This window comes from Cupriavidus sp. 21MJTG02-4 (assembly GCF_057798975.1).
Window position 1 is genome coordinate 43,554 of the sequence record NZ_JBYOJP010000016.1, and the last position, 14,170, is coordinate 57,723.

The following is a 14,170-nucleotide window of genomic DNA, read 5'->3' on the forward strand; positions in this document are numbered from 1 at the left end:
TATCAAGGCCCACGGCTTTACCAATGAAGTGCTGGACTGGAAAGCCTGGCTCGATGTCGTCGAACTGGACCAGGCCACGCCGGAGCAGATGGCCGTGCTCGACGAGAGCCATCCCAAGGCCCGGGTGCAGGACTATTACCGCTTCCTCGTGCACCAGCCCGAGATCCTGCGCCAGCGCTCCACGGCGTTCAACGCGATCATGTACGCACCCGGCGGCATGCCGCGGGCCGAGCGCGAGCTGGCGACCACCGTCGTGTCGCGGCTCAATGGCTGCGTCTATTGCGCGTCGGTACACGCGCAGCGTTTCGAGCAGTTGGCCAAGCGCAATGACGTGATCAAGGAAGTCTTCGAGGATCCGCGCTCGGCGGGTACGACCGAGCGGGAGAAGGCGATTGCGAAGTTCTCGATCGCGCTGACTGAAGAGCCCGCGGGCGTATCGGCGCAGAGCTTGGCGGCGTTGCGCGAGGCCGGGATCAGCGATGCCGAGATTCTCGACCTGATTCACTCCGTGGCAATCTTTGCTTGGGCGAATCGGTTGATGTTGAATCTGGGGGAGCCGGTGTTTCCGGTGGGTGAGTGAGGTGCTACGCCGGCTCGCAATGGATCGCCAGCCATACCGTCGGCATGGCGGCATCCGTCCACGCCACGCGGTGCCGGCAATGCGCCGGAATATGCAGCCAGTCGCCTGGCCGCAAGACGCGCGGGGCGGCGTCGCCCTCGCACTCCAGCCCGGCGCTGCCGCTGAGCAGCAGCACCCATTCATCCTGCGGGCTGTCATACCAGAAGCCCGGCGGACTGGCCTGGCCATTGGAGATGATCCGCTCGATCTTCAGTCCGGTCCGCTCCAGCAGGGACTGGAAGATTTCGTCCGGCGCCCCCGCGGGTACGTCGGCGAACAAGTTGCCCTGGCTGAGGGTCATGACAGCTCCCGGTTTCAGTCGCCCGGCCCGGGCGCGAGCACGTCTCGCGCGCCGTTGCGGCCCATCGGCGAGACCAGGCCCGCGGCCTCCATCTGCTCGATCAGCCGTGCGGCACGGTTGTAGCCGATACGAAGCTGGCGCTGCACCGCCGAGATCGACGCGCGGCGCGTGTTGAGAACGAACGACGCGGCTTCGTCATAGAGCGGATCGGCCTCGCCATCTCCGCCGCCGTCGCCAAACAGGTCGCTGGCACCGCCCTCGGGGGTATCGCCCGCGAGAATGCCCTCATCGTAGTCGGGCTCGCCGAACTGCTTCCAGTGCTCGACCACGCGGTGCACTTCCTCGTCGGCGACAAACGCGCCGTGCACGCGCTGCGGATAGCCAGTACCCGGCGGCAGGAACAGCATGTCGCCCTGCCCCAGCAGGCTTTCGGCGCCCATCTGGTCAAGGATGGTGCGAGAATCGATCTTGGACGACACCTGGAAGGCAACGCGCGTCGGGATGTTGGCCTTGATCAGGCCGGTGATCACATCGACCGACGGCCGCTGCGTGGCCAGGATCAGGTGGATGCCGGCGGCACGCGCCTTCTGCGCGAGGCGCGCGATCAGTTCCTCGATCTTCTTGCCGGCCACCATCATCAGGTCGGCCAGTTCGTCGATCACCACCACGATCAGCGGCAGCGTGGACAGCGGTTCCGGCGCGTCGGGCGTCAGCGAGAACGGGTTGGGCACCTTCTGCTCCGCCGCCTCGGCCGCGCGGATCTTCTGGTTGTAGCCGGCCAGGTTGCGCACGCCCAGCGCCGACATCAGCCGGTAGCGCTTTTCCATCTCGCCCACGCACCAGTTAAGCGCGTGCGCGGCCTGCTTCATGTCGGTGACGACCGGCGCGAGCAGGTGCGGAATGCCCTCATAGACCGACAGTTCGAGCATCTTGGGGTCGATCATGATCAGGCGCACGTCCTCGGGCGTGGCCTTGTACAGCATCGACAGGATCATGGCGTTGACCGCGACCGACTTGCCCGAGCCCGTGGTGCCGGCTACCAGCAGGTGCGGCGCGCGCGCCAGGTCGGTGACGACCGGATGGCCGGTGATGTCCTTGCCCATCGCCAGCACCAGGCGCGAACTGTGCGACTGGAACGACGATGCGCGCACGATCTCGGACAAGCGGATCATCTGCCGGCGCGCATTGGGCAGCTCCAGGCCCATGCAGGTCTTGCCGGGGATGGTCTCGACCACGCGGATCGAGGTCACGCCGAGCGCGCGCGCCAGGTCCTTCATCAGCCCGACCACCTGTGCACCGCGCACGCCCATGGCGGGCTCGACTTCGAAGCGCGTGATCACCGGACCGGCGCTGGCGCCGACCACGGCGACCGGCACCTTGAATTCCGACAGGCGCTGCTCGATCAGTTCCCGGGTCTCGCGCAAACGTTCCTCGGATACCTGCTCGGTCGGGACGACAGCCCCCTCCAGCAATTCGGCCGGTGGCAGGCGGTAGTCGACCACGACGCGCGGCGCGGGAGCCGGTGCGGCAGGCACGGGCTGGACTGGTTGGGCCGGCTGGACCTGGGGCGCCGCCTGGGCGTTCAGCGCGACGGTCTTGCCTACCACCGCAGGCAACACGATGCGCGGCTTCGCCGCAGGCACCGCGGGCGCTGGTTCGGGTTCCGGTTCGGGCAGCGCCGCCGATTCAGGCTCGGAGGCGCCCAGCAGGGCATTGGCATCGACGAACGTTTCCGCTTCGGACGCGTCTTCCACCGTGGTCTCGGGAAGCGGGCCGTCTTCCATCACGAATGCCGGCGCGGCTTCCGGGACCGACTCCACGCCTACAACCTCAGCCTCAGCCTCGACGACAACTTCGGCTTCGGCTTCGGCTTCGGCTTCGGCTTCGGCTTCGGCTTCGGCTTCGGCTTCGGCTTCGGCTTCGGCTTCGGCTTCGGCTTCGGCTTCGGCTTCGGCTTCGGCTTCGGCTTCGGCTTCAACGGCGAGATCGGTGCGAGGAGAAGGTTCCCCGGCATTCGTCAATTCCGGCGAAGGCGCTTCCACCGCCGGCGTGGCAGGTCCCTGTCCGACACCGGCGAGCACGGGGCTGACGGCCTTGCGCGACAGCATCTGCAACTCGGCCAGCAATTGCAGGGCTTCCTCCCGAATGGCTTCCAGCGTTGCCTCGTCGCCGTCAAACCCGTCCACGACAGCGTCCGCGCTGGCGTCACCGGCCTGGCTGCTCGACGCGTCCGTTGACGCCGTCATTTCCGCCAGAGCCGGCTCGGCAACGGCAACCGCGACATCGGTTGCCGTTTCAGCGACCGCGGCGACAGCCTCGGCAGGTGTTGCAGTGGGCACGGTTGCCACGGGCGCCACGGCCGATGCCATCGCAACGGGCGCCATGGCTTGCTTTGGCGGGACAACCGTTGCCGTAGCTCGCACCGCTGCAGCGGCTGCCGGGGCCTCGGGCAAGGTCGTGATGGCGGCACGCACGATGGGCTGCGGCTGGCGCAGCGCGCTGCTAACGACATTGGCACGCGCGGGCGTGACCCCACGGGATGCTGCAGCAGGTGTCGAGGTGGCAGCCGCCGCGGCAGCGGCTTGCAGGCTGATCGGGCGGCGCGGCTGCGGAGCCTGCGTGGCGCGGGGCGTCATCGGTTCGGCAACGAGCGGCGTGGCCGGGCGCGCGGGCGGCTTCACCGCACCGGGCGATTCGGCCTGATGCAGCCAAAGCTCGCCTGGCTGCGGCGGCGACTCGCGCGTGCGCGGCGGCGGCTGCCAGGCAGGCTGGCGGCGGGCCGAAATGGCATCGAAACTGCGGTGGCGCCCCGATGGCGCGTTCCAGTTGCCGGACGTGGCGCCGCTATGGGGCGTGGATTCCCGGCGCTCCGGCTCCCGCATCGGCTGGGTCGGCACGAATTCCGCGGGCGCGTCTTCGGCACGCGGCGCGCTGCGCGGCTTGCGCAGCAGGAACAGGCTGCGCCACGTTTCGCCGAATACCATCGGCGCGGCCAGCGCGAGGACGCCCAGCATCAGCAGCAAGGCGGGCGTCCAGCCAAACAGATTCCCGACCATGGCGCCAAGCGCGCGCCCTGCAGAGCCGCCCGCGCTCCCGCCTTCGCCGCCGGTCAGCGCCTCGAGCGTAGCGCTCGCGCTGAGCACGATCAGCGTACCGAGCCAGACCCGCAGCGAACCGGGGCCGGCCAGGCGCCGTTCACCCGCAAGCAGTCCACCGAAGAGCCGCCACACCAGCGGCACCAGCCAGAGAGTCGAAAATCCGAACCAGCCAAAACCCATGATCGCCATGCCACGTTCAAAACTACGGGCAGCGATTGTAGCGTTTAAGCAGCCCGGCCACGCCGTCGGGCCGCGCAATAAAGCGCAAGTTTTCGTAAGCGCGGCGCGACGGCAACAGAGCGCCCTGCCCTACTGGCCGGCGTGGAACGGGTACCGGGCGAAGATCTGGCTCACCACCTTCTCGATGCGCTGCTGGATATCGGACTGGTTCCTCGTGTCGACGCTGCCCACGGCGACGCCCTCCCAGACCAGCTTCATCGCCTTGCGGTCGACCAGGTCGATGTTCAGGGTGCCCTCGGTATAGGTGTAAACGTCGTTCGAGAAGCCGTAGCCAGGCCACGGCGCATAGAGTCCGCCGCGATAGCCGTAGTAGCCCATCATCGGCGGCGGCGCCGGGGTGACCTGCACCTTCTCCTGCATGCGCGCATTGAAGTTGACCAGCAGGTCAGGCGACTGCGCGTTGTACTGGTAGCCGCGCGACGTCATCTCGCGCTGCACGGCGCCCTTGAGGTACTGCGTCGTCAGGCTTTCATAACCCTGCCTGTCCGTGCCCGGGTTCTTCACGAAGCCAAAGCTGCGGTACGCGTCGAAATTCACGCTGCGGTTGTAGTCGGTCTTGATGTCCGGCGCGCTGGCGCAGGCCGTCAGCAGCACCGACGCCAGGGCAACGGCGGTTGCCGTCCTGCTTCTCGGAGCCTTCACGATACGTCTCCAGCAACGCGCGCCATCGCTAGTTCCATCGGCCGGCACCACCCACACCCAGCCTGCCCCCGCCGATCAGCATCAGCGTCAGCCCGGCCGCCAGGTACATGCCCTGCAGTTCCAGCTGCCAGCCACCGGTTTCATTGAGCATGCCGATCTGCTTGATGTGCACCAGCCCGATCGCGAAGAGCATATTCACGACGATGATCAGCGCCGCCACACGCGTCCAAAGACCGATGATCAGCAGCACGGGCGCAATGACTTCACCGAAATAGACGCCGTAGGAGACCCAGGCTGGCAACCCGGCCTGCGTGGCGGTCTGCTCGACGAAGCCCACGCCCCCCTTCAGCTTGGCAATGCCGTGCATCAGGATCAGCGCGCCCAACACAATGCGCAACACTGCCTTGCCCAAGTCCTGCGAACCCTGAGAGCCGCTCATGGCCATCCTCCTTGCCGGTTGAGAACAGTCGGAGCACCCGGGAAGCAGGCCGGCCGTTGGACGGCCAAGCGGCTTCGCCCGCACGCAAGGGGCTCGCCCATGTACCTTAGTGCGCCGCGGCGTGAAGGTAAAGGCGCAAGAACGCGGCAAGCGATCGCGGCCGCGCCGTCAGACCACGCGGTGCATCGCCGGCTGCCGGGGCTCATGCATGCCGACCTTGCGCGCGTTCTCGGGCAGGATCTCGCTGAGGAAATCCAGGAAGCGCCGCACCGCGGGCGTCACGCCCTTGCGCGACGGGAACACCGCGTGCAGCGTGCCCACGGGCATTTCCCACTGCGGCAGCAGCAGCTCCAGTTCGCCACGGTCGATCGCATCGCGGCAGTACATGCGCGGCAGCATGGCCACGCCGATGCCGGCAATCGCTGCCTCGCGCAGCAATGCAAACTCGTCGGTCACCAGGCGCGGATCATAGGAAATCTGGATGGTCTCGCCGCTCTTGCAGCCAAGAATCCAGACATGCTTGCCGTCGTGCGGCTTCTGGCCGACGCCCGGCATGCCATCGAGTGCCTGTGGCGTGCGCGGCCGGCCGATGCTGTCGAGCAGGCCAGGACTGGCCACCAGCATGAGCTGGCTTTCGCCGAAGGTGCGCACGGCGAGGCTGGAATCTTCCAGGATCTCGCGCACGCGCAGCGCCAGGTCATAGCCTTCGCCGATCACATCCACGCGACGGTTCGTGGCCTCCAGTTCGATGCGCACGGCCGGGTTGGCCCGCATGTAATGGCCGATCGCCGGTGCCAGCAGGATCTGCGCAATCGCCACCGGACAACTTACGCGCAGCGTGCCGCCCGGCTGGTCGCGCGCCTGCTCGATCACTTCACGCGCGGCCTGCGCCTCGTTCAGCATGGCGCGGCAGCGCTCGAAGAAGGACTCGCCGAGCGGCGTCACGCGCACTTGTCGCGTCGTCCGGCGCAACAGCTGCACGCCAAGATCTCGTTCGAGCTGCGCGATGCGCCGGCTCAGGCGCGACTTGGGAATCCCCGTGGCACGGCTGGCCGCCGAAAAGCTGCCATGCTCGACCACCTGGGCAAACAGCGACAAATCGTTCAAGTCCTGCATGTAGGCACCTCCGCCTGCGCAACGTTACGCACATCAAGGGCGCGCCGGTCGTTGCACGAATAGAACAATTATTTGCATTTTGCCTCACTACCGATACCAATGGCCAGCCGCTATCTTTCTTCCATCGCAACCGCACCTTAGTGGAGAAAGTCATGAACATCCTGCAGATCGATTCGAGCGTTCTTGGTGGCAATTCCGTTTCCCGCAACCTGACCGCCAGCGCCGTGGCCGACCTGGTCGCCGCCAACCCGGGCGCCACGGTAACGGTGCGTGACCTGGACCAGGACGCCCCGGCGCACCTGTCCGGCAACCTGCTGCCCGTGCTGGGCGGCCCGAAGGACGGCCTGAACGCCGTGCAGGAAGCCGAACTGCAGCGCACCGAAACCTGGCTGGCCGAATTCCTGGCCGCCGACGTGCTGGTGGTGGGCGTGCCGCAGTACAACTTCGGCATCCCGAGCCAGCTCAAGGCCTGGATCGACCGCATCGCCCAGGCCGGCCGTACCTTCAAGTACACCGAGACCGGCCCGGTCGGCCTGGCCGGCGGCAAGCGCGTGATCGTCGTGTCGTCGCGCGGCGGCGTGCGCCAGGACGCCAATGAACTGGACCTGCACGAGAAGACCGTGGATGTGGTGTTCCGCTTCCTGGGCATCACCGACATCACGTACGTGCGCGCCCACGGCCTGGCCATGGGTCCGGACGCTCGCGAAGCCGGCCTGAGCAGCGCCCGCACGGAGATCGCCGCGCTGAACGACGGCGCCCGCCTGGCGGCCTGACCGCGTGGCGGCACCGGCTCGCCGCGACGGCGGATCGAGTCTATGATGGATGCGGGGCGCTACGGCGCCCCGCGTGCCATTTGGCGACGTCACTGGCCGGCCTGCAACGGCCAGACGCGTCCTTCGCCTCAGTCATCGACCGATCCCGGGAGCCCGCATGACTTCAGCCCTGCTGCCAGCCGCCGCCATCCACCCGCCGCACGAACCCGCCTTGCTGGCGCAGTACCGGCACATCCGGTCCGCGACCGAAGCCATGGTCGCCGACCTGTCGGATGCCGACGCCACGGTGCAGTCGATGGAGGAAGCCAGCCCGGCCAAATGGCATCTGGCGCACACCACGTGGTTTTTCGAGGAATTCGTGCTGGCTGCCCGCATGCCGGACTACGAGCCGGTCGATCCGGACTACCGCTTCCTGTTCAACTCCTACTACGAGTCCGTCGGCGCGCGCTATCCGCGTCCGCGCCGCGGCCTGCTCACACGGCCGTCGCTGGACGAGATCCTGGCCTACCGCGAAGCGGTGGACGAATCGATGCTGAGTTTGCTCGGCGCCGCCCAGACCGATGCCGAAGCCGCCCTGATCACGCTCGGGCTGCACCATGAGCAACAGCACCAGGAATTGTTGCTGACCGATATCCTGCACCTGTTTGCGCAGAATCCACTGCGGCCCGCGTTCGCGCCGGAACTGCTGGAGCCGGTGATCGCAGACCCGCGCCCGGCCCCGGACTGGGTCCGTTTTGACGGTGGCGTGGTGGAGATCGGCAGTCGCGGTGAGGATTTTGCGTTTGACTGCGAACTGCCGCGCCACAAGGTATTCCTGCAACCCTATGCGTTGTGCTCGCACCCGGTCAGCAACCGCCAGTGGTTCGAATTCATCGACGACGGCGGCTACCAGACTGCGGGGTTATGGCTGTCGGACGGCTGGCGCTGGGTGTGCGAACAAGGTATCCAGGCGCCGCTGTACTGGGAGGAACGTGATGGGACCTGGTGGCAGATGACGCTGCGCGGCATGCATCCGGTCGACCCGGAAAGCCCGGTCACGCATATCAGCCTCTACGAAGCCGATGCCTTTGCCCGCTGGGCCGAACGCCGGCTGCCGACCGAAGCGGAATGGGAACATGCGGCCCGCAACCTGCCGGCGACGGGGAATTTCATCGAGGGCCGCGTGCTGCGGCCGCTGCCGGACCGGCAGAACACCTCGGGCGTGCTGCGCCAGATGTTTGGCGATGTGTGGGAATGGACCGGCAGCGCCTTCCTGCCCTACCCGGGATTCCAGCCGAGCGCCGGGGCGGTGGGCGAATACAACGGCAAGTTCATGAGCAGCCAGATGGTGCTGCGCGGCGGCTCGTGCGTGACGCCCGAATCGCATATCCGGGCCAGCTATCGCAACTTCTTCTATCCGCACCAGCGCTGGCAGTTCACCGGTGTGCGCCTGGCGGACGACGCCTGAACCGGGGCGGCGTTCAGCGGTTCGACCACCAGCGCCAGCCTAGCCACGCCAGCAAGGCCCAAACCAGCATGATGGCCCCTGCCGCCCACAGGTTGCGTGGGCGCGCTTGCTTCGACGCCTGCCAGGTGTCGGCCTGCGCACGGCAATCCTCCTTCACGGCAGTTGGCACCAGCCGGAAGGCCAGCCAGATCCCAGCCGGCACCAGCAGGACATCATCGACATAACCGAGCACCGGGATGAAATCGGGAATCAGGTCGATCGGGCTGAACGCATAGGCCACCACCAGCACCGCCAGCAGACGCGCGGCCAGCGGCGTATCCGGATGGCGGCTGCAGAACCACAGCATCACGAGACTGGATTTGAGGCTGCGCGCCCACTGCCGCAGGCGCTGGCTCAGGGGCATCGCCTCCGCCCGCGTACCAGGTTTCGACATTATTTGCCGCTGGCGGGCGCTGCCTTCATTGGCTGGCCACCCGGCTGCGCCACGGGCGCCTTCAGCGGCGGCGCGGCGACGATAGGCACCTGCGGGTACAGCTTCTGCCAGCGCGACTTGAGGCCCTTGGCGATCTCGGCCTGGTTATAGCGCTCGGCAAAATCGATCACCGTCATGCCCTGCTGGTTCTTGAGCCGCATGTCCGCGCCTTCGTCCAGCAGCAGCTTCACGGTCTCGATGTGGCCGCCGCGTGCGGCCATCATCAGTGGCGTCGTGCCGTTCGGGCTTTCGGCGTCGATGTAGGCGGCGTGGTCGACCAGGTACTTGACGACATCGTTGTGGCCGGTGGTGGACGCATAGTGCAGCGGCGTCCAGCCGGTCTTATTGACCTCCGCCTCCATGTCGTCAACCATCAGCTTGACCATGTCGAGTTCGCCCTGCAGCGAGGCGATCATCAATGGGGTTTCGCCGGCGGGGTTGGCCTTGTCGAAGTCGATGTCCTTGGCCTTGATCAACGCCGCCGCGGCTTTCAGGGACTTTTCCCGCAGTGCCACGACCAGCGCCGGCTCGCCGCGGCTGTCGACGATATTGGGATCGATGCCGCGGCCCAGCAGCTTCTGCACGGTGCGCGCGTCGTCGAACTCCACGGCCTTGTGCATGTCGTCGGCCGGCGCGGCCCAGGCCAGCGCCGCGCATCCGAGCAGCATGGCGCCGGATAGCGCGCGGATAGATTTCATGTCAAACATGAGCTTCCCTGTTGATGTGCTTGAAAAGCTTGAAGAAATTGTCGGTTGTTTGCGCAGCGAGCTGTTCCACCGGGATGCCGCGCAGATTGGCAATGAACTCGCCCACATGGCGCACCCAGGCCGGCTCGTTGGTCTTGCCGCGGTAAGGCACTGGCGCCAGGTACGGTGAATCGGTCTCGATCAGCATGCGGTCCAGCGGCACCTTGCGGGCGGTTTCCTGCAGGTCCGCCGCACTCTTGAAGGTGACGATTCCCGAAAACGAAATATGAAAGCCTTCGTCGAGCGCCTGTTTCGCGACGTCCCAGGTTTCCGTGAAGCAGTGCATCACGCCACCGGCCTCGCGGGCGTTTTCTTCGCGCATCACGCGCAGCGTGTCGTCCGCCGAGGAACGGGTATGGATGATCAGCGGCTTTCCCGTCTGCCGTGCCGCGCGGATATGCGTGCGAAAGCGCTCGCGCTGCCATTCCATATCGGCGATGCTGCGGCCGTTCAGGCGGTAGTAGTCGAGGCCGGTTTCGCCGGTGCCCACCACGCGCGGATGCGCGGAGAGTTCCAACAGACGCTCCAGCGTGGGCTCCTCGCCCTCTTCGTAGTCCGGATGCACGCCGACCGAGGCGTACAGGTTTGGATGCTGCTCGGCCAGCGCCAGCACGCGCGGAAAGTCTTCCAGCGTCACCGAAATGCAGAGCGCGTGCGACACCTGGTTGGCGCGCATATTGTCGAGCAACTCGGGCAGACGGACGGCCAGGTCGGGAAAATCGATATGGCAGTGTGAATCTACAAACATGGGGGAAACCTCGGTACTGCGACCCAGGAACCGGAAACCGGTTGGCCTGGCGGGACGCTACGGACAACCGCGCCGACTCGGCCGTCGCCACGGGCAACGCGAATACGGTGCTGCGGAAAGCAGCGGTACCAGGCATGTCGCCGGTACCATCGTGCTTACAGTAAAACTCAACAAATACTCTTCAATTTCAGTCAGTTACAAAGCAATCTTCGCAACCATCATAAAGTCTGGGTTGGCCGCCCGGATTCCAACTGCTTGCCCAGGATTTCCTCTACGGCACGCCGCAGGCTGCGGCCATTGTCGTCATCAGGGAAATGCACGCCAACGCCGGGCGTCTTCATCGGCGTGCCCGGCGGCGTGATCCAGGCAACATGACCGGCGACCTGGTATTTCTGCGGACGGTCCAGCAGCGACAGGACCAGGAACACCTGCTCGCCCAGACGGAACGGCCGGTTCGACGGCACAAAAATGCCGCCGCGCGCCAGGAACGGCATGTACGCGGCATAGAGCCCCGCCTGGTCCTTGATCGACAAGGACAACACGTTCGGCCGCGATGGTGCGCCACCCATGGTGGCGGTGGCCCGCCCCGGTATGGTTGCGACTTCTGCATTCATGACTGACCCCTTTTTGACCGACTATCGTTCTGTTTTAAGTGTTCTGGACCTGCTCCCCGGCTGTTGCCGGGCCTTAACTGCTACGCCAGCGCTGTCACTGGAACAGTTGCCGGTATTCGAGAAATACGGATTCCATCACCAGCCTTGCCGCGAGCGGATGATTTTCGCTGCGACGGTGCGCATTGATGCGCGCCGCAAACGCCTGCAGGCGATGGGCGCTCGATGCGCCGGCGCAACGCGCCAGCACCGCGCGCTCCTTCGGGAAGTAGCGCGGCACCGCGCCCCCCGAGGCATCGAGCCGGCATTTCAGCAGATCGTACGTCCAGCGCTGGAGGATGCCAAGCACGGCGGGGACCGGCATCTTTTGTAGTTGTTCCGCCGCCGCAGACGCGTCGAACTCGGCGCCGGCACCCAGTTGGCCGACCAGCCAGCGCTGCAGCGGCTGCTCCTCGGCTTCGGCGGCATGCAATGCCGTCAGCGGCGAACCGCCGGCCAGTGCCAGCTGGGCTTCGGCATCCGCCACGCCCTGGCCCTTGAGCCAGGCGAGCGCGGCTTCCGGTGTCGGACGCTGCGCGGAAAACTGGCGGCAGCGCGACAGGATGGTCGGCAAGATCCGGTCGAGCCGGTCGGTGACCAGCAGGAACACCGTCGACGACGGCGGCTCCTCGAGCGTCTTCAGCAGTGCGTTGGCACCTTCGGCCTGCAGGGCATCCAGCGGGTAGACCACCACCACGCGCAAGCCGGCCCGGTGCGTGCCGACGCCGACCGCTTCGATCAGCGCCCGCACCTGCTCCATGCGGATGATCTTGCTGGGCGCCTTCTTCTTGCCGCTGTCGTCCGATTCGCCTTCGCCCGAAGCCTCCAGCGCCTCGGGACGGACCACGGTGAAATCGGGGTGGTTGCCCTGGCTGAACCAGTGGCAGGCCGCGCACTGGCCGCACGGCTGGCCATCAGGCCGCGGCGACTCGCATAGCAGGCCCTGCGCGAAATGCAGCGCCAGGTCGCGCTTGCCGGTCCCTTGCTGGCCGTGGATCAGCAGCGCATGGGGCAGCCGCTCGCGCAGCGCGCCAAGCCGTTGCCAGTCTTCCGTTTGCCAGGGATAGAGCATGCGAATCAGTCAGTTAGCCGTGAAAGCTGAAGTGCCGCCTTCATCTCGAAGGCGATATTATCGATCAATCTAACGCTTCAAAATCAAAGCGTTGCGATGATTTTCTCAAGCTCGACACGAATCTGGTCGATGCTCCGCGTGGCGTCGATCACGCGAAAACGGCCGGGCGCCTGCGCGGCACGGCGCAAGTACTCGGTACGGGTGCGTTCGAAGAAGGCGCGCGATTCGGCCTCGAACTTGTCCGGCGCACGCGCACCAGCCAGGCGTTCGCTGGCGGTTTCCAGCGGCACGTCGAACAGCAGCGTCAGGTCCGGCTGCAGTCCCGCCTGCACCCAGTCTTCCAGCGCTTCGAGCCGCGCCGTGTCCAGCCCCCTGCCACCACCCTGGTAGGCAAAGGTGGCGTCGGTGAAGCGATCGGAGATCACCCAGTCGCCGCGCGCCAGCGCCGGTTCGATGACTTCGGCGATGTGTTCGCGCCGCGCCGCGAACATCAGCAGCGCTTCGGTTTCCAGGTGCATCTTCCGGTGCAGCAGGATCTGGCGCAGGTCTTCACCCAGCGGCGTCCCACCGGGCTCGCGCGTGGTGACCACGGCGCCAAGGTCCTTGCGCTCGCGCAGACGCGCCGCCACCCAGTCGATATGGGTGCTCTTGCCGGCGCCGTCGATGCCTTCGAAGGTAATGAATTTTCCGCGCATGGATGCCTATTTGCCGCGCTGGTACTGGTCGACCGCGCGGTTGTGTTCGGGAAGCGTGTTGGAGAAATGGCTGGTGCCGTTGCCGCGCGCCACGAAATACAGCGCGTCCGAGGGCGCCGGCGCCGTCGCGGCCGCCAGCGAGGCCAGGCCCGGCAAGGCGATCGGCGTGGGCGGCAGGCCGTTACGGGTGTAGGTATTGTACGGGGTGTCGGTCTGCAGGTCGCGCTTGCGCAGGTTGCCGTCGAAGCGCTCGCCGATGCCGTAGATCACGGTGGGGTCGGTCTGCAGCATCATGTTCTTGCGCAGCCGGTTGACGAATACCGCGGCGATCATCGGACGCTCGCCGGCCTGGCCGGTTTCCTTTTCGACGATCGACGCCATCACCAGCGCCTCGTAGGGGGTCTTGTAGGGCAGGTCGGCGGCCCGGGCGTTCCAGGCTTCGTTCAGGCGCCGCTGCATGGCCTTGTAGGCATGGCGGTACAACTCGATATCGCTGCTGCCGCGCGCGAACAGATAGGTATCCGGGAAGAACAGCCCTTCCGGCGCGGCTTCGGCGGCGCCGATCGCCTTCATCAATTCGGCGTCGGACATGCCCTGCGTGTCGTGGCGCAGCGCCGGGCTGGCGTCCACGGCCGCGCGCATCTTGCGGAATTCCCAGCCTTCGATCACGGTGACCACGTAATGCGTGACCTCGCCGCGCGCGAGCTTGCCGACCACGCCCAGCGGCGTAATGCCCGCCTCGAAGGTGTAGCCGCCGGCCTTCAGGTCCGGTCCGTGCCCGGTCAGCCTGACCAACAGCTGGAACAGCCGCGAATCCATGCCCACGCCGCCGCGCTGGAGCTGGCGACCGACGCTGGCGACCCCCGAATTAGGCTTGATGACGACCTCGACAGGCGATGTGGACAGCCCCAGCGGCTGGTTGGCCCACCACGCAAAAGCGCCGGCGACAGCCGCGGCAAGCACCAGGACCACGAGTCCCAGGCGGATGAAAAGACGTGTCATGAAATCCGTTCAGTCTCGGCAGCGTGCGTATGGCGGGTGATGCCCCCCGCCCGCCGCGCGCGCCGGCGCCGGCTGAAATGCCGGCAGCCCCATATAATACCGGGAGCCTT

General features: G+C 66.5%; 14 protein-coding genes and 1 pseudogene. 3 read left to right on the forward strand and 12 right to left on the reverse strand.

What is annotated here, in order from left to right; all coding sequences use genetic code 11:
* Nucleotide 1: 1 nt before the first annotated feature.
* Nucleotides 2-580, forward strand: a pseudogene (locus AC3FKH_RS26425) (peroxidase-related enzyme); the annotation flags it as partial.
* 4 nt (nucleotides 581-584) lie between these two features.
* Here AC3FKH_RS26425 and AC3FKH_RS26430 read toward each other — a convergent pair.
* From AC3FKH_RS26430 to AC3FKH_RS26450, 5 genes are all read right to left on the reverse strand, one after another.
* Entirely contained in the window at nucleotides 585-920 is a 336-nt protein-coding gene (locus AC3FKH_RS26430) for a cupin domain-containing protein (protein ID WP_488678684.1), read from the reverse strand.
* Between the two features lie 14 nt (nucleotides 921-934).
* A complete protein-coding gene (locus tag AC3FKH_RS26435; protein ID WP_488678788.1) occupies nucleotides 935-4,198 on the reverse strand; it encodes a DNA translocase FtsK in 3,264 nt (1,087 codons plus the stop codon).
* Nucleotides 4,199-4,327: 129 nt separating this feature from the next.
* Nucleotides 4,328-4,900 carry a DUF4136 domain-containing protein gene (locus tag AC3FKH_RS26440; RefSeq protein WP_488678685.1) on the reverse strand — a complete coding sequence of 191 codons (573 nt, stop codon included), beginning with the start codon at nucleotides 4,898-4,900 and terminating at the stop codon, nucleotides 4,328-4,330.
* Nucleotides 4,901-4,928: 28 nt separating this feature from the next.
* Nucleotides 4,929-5,339, reverse strand: coding sequence for a DoxX family protein (locus tag AC3FKH_RS26445; RefSeq protein ID WP_488678687.1), 411 nt, complete (start codon nucleotides 5,337-5,339; stop codon nucleotides 4,929-4,931).
* A gap of 168 nt (nucleotides 5,340-5,507) precedes the next feature.
* A complete protein-coding gene (locus tag AC3FKH_RS26450; protein WP_488678689.1) occupies nucleotides 5,508-6,455 on the reverse strand; it encodes a LysR family transcriptional regulator in 948 nt (315 codons plus the stop codon).
* 152 nt (nucleotides 6,456-6,607) lie between these two features.
* Between AC3FKH_RS26450 and AC3FKH_RS26455 the strand changes: the two genes are divergently transcribed.
* Entirely contained in the window at nucleotides 6,608-7,228 is a 621-nt protein-coding gene (locus AC3FKH_RS26455; protein WP_488678690.1) for an FMN-dependent NADH-azoreductase, read from the forward strand.
* Between the two features lie 157 nt (nucleotides 7,229-7,385).
* Nucleotides 7,386-8,675 (forward strand): ergothioneine biosynthesis protein EgtB, encoded by a 1,290-nt coding sequence (egtB, locus tag AC3FKH_RS26460; RefSeq protein ID WP_488678691.1) that lies wholly within the window; start codon nucleotides 7,386-7,388, stop codon nucleotides 8,673-8,675.
* Nucleotides 8,676-8,688: 13 nt separating this feature from the next.
* Here egtB and AC3FKH_RS26465 read toward each other — a convergent pair whose 3' ends face one another.
* The 7 genes from AC3FKH_RS26465 to mltG form a co-directional block, all read right to left on the reverse strand.
* Nucleotides 8,689-9,078, reverse strand: coding sequence for a YkvA family protein (locus AC3FKH_RS26465; RefSeq protein WP_488678692.1), 390 nt, complete (start codon nucleotides 9,076-9,078; stop codon nucleotides 8,689-8,691).
* Between the two features lie 29 nt (nucleotides 9,079-9,107).
* Nucleotides 9,108-9,854: an ankyrin repeat domain-containing protein gene (locus AC3FKH_RS26470; RefSeq protein WP_488678693.1), complete on the reverse strand. Its 747-nt coding sequence runs from the start codon at nucleotides 9,852-9,854 to the stop codon at nucleotides 9,108-9,110.
* Nucleotides 9,847-10,641, reverse strand: a complete 795-nt coding sequence (locus AC3FKH_RS26475) for a TatD family hydrolase (RefSeq protein WP_488678695.1) — start codon at nucleotides 10,639-10,641, stop codon at nucleotides 9,847-9,849. The genes AC3FKH_RS26470 and AC3FKH_RS26475 overlap by 8 nt, the downstream gene beginning before the upstream one ends.
* A 218-nt stretch (nucleotides 10,642-10,859) precedes the next feature.
* A complete protein-coding gene (locus AC3FKH_RS26480; RefSeq protein WP_488678696.1) occupies nucleotides 10,860-11,255 on the reverse strand; it encodes a PilZ domain-containing protein in 396 nt (131 codons plus the stop codon).
* Nucleotides 11,256-11,349: 94 nt separating this feature from the next.
* Entirely contained in the window at nucleotides 11,350-12,363 is a 1,014-nt protein-coding gene (locus tag AC3FKH_RS26485) for a DNA polymerase III subunit delta' (RefSeq protein WP_488678697.1), read from the reverse strand.
* A gap of 83 nt (nucleotides 12,364-12,446) precedes the next feature.
* Entirely contained in the window at nucleotides 12,447-13,058 is a 612-nt protein-coding gene (tmk, locus tag AC3FKH_RS26490; protein ID WP_488678698.1) for a dTMP kinase, read from the reverse strand.
* 6 nt (nucleotides 13,059-13,064) lie between these two features.
* On the reverse strand, nucleotides 13,065-14,060 hold the full coding sequence (gene mltG, locus AC3FKH_RS26495) for an endolytic transglycosylase MltG (protein ID WP_488678700.1): 996 nt from the start codon (nucleotides 14,058-14,060) through the stop codon (nucleotides 13,065-13,067).
* Nucleotides 14,061-14,170 lie beyond the last annotated feature (110 nt).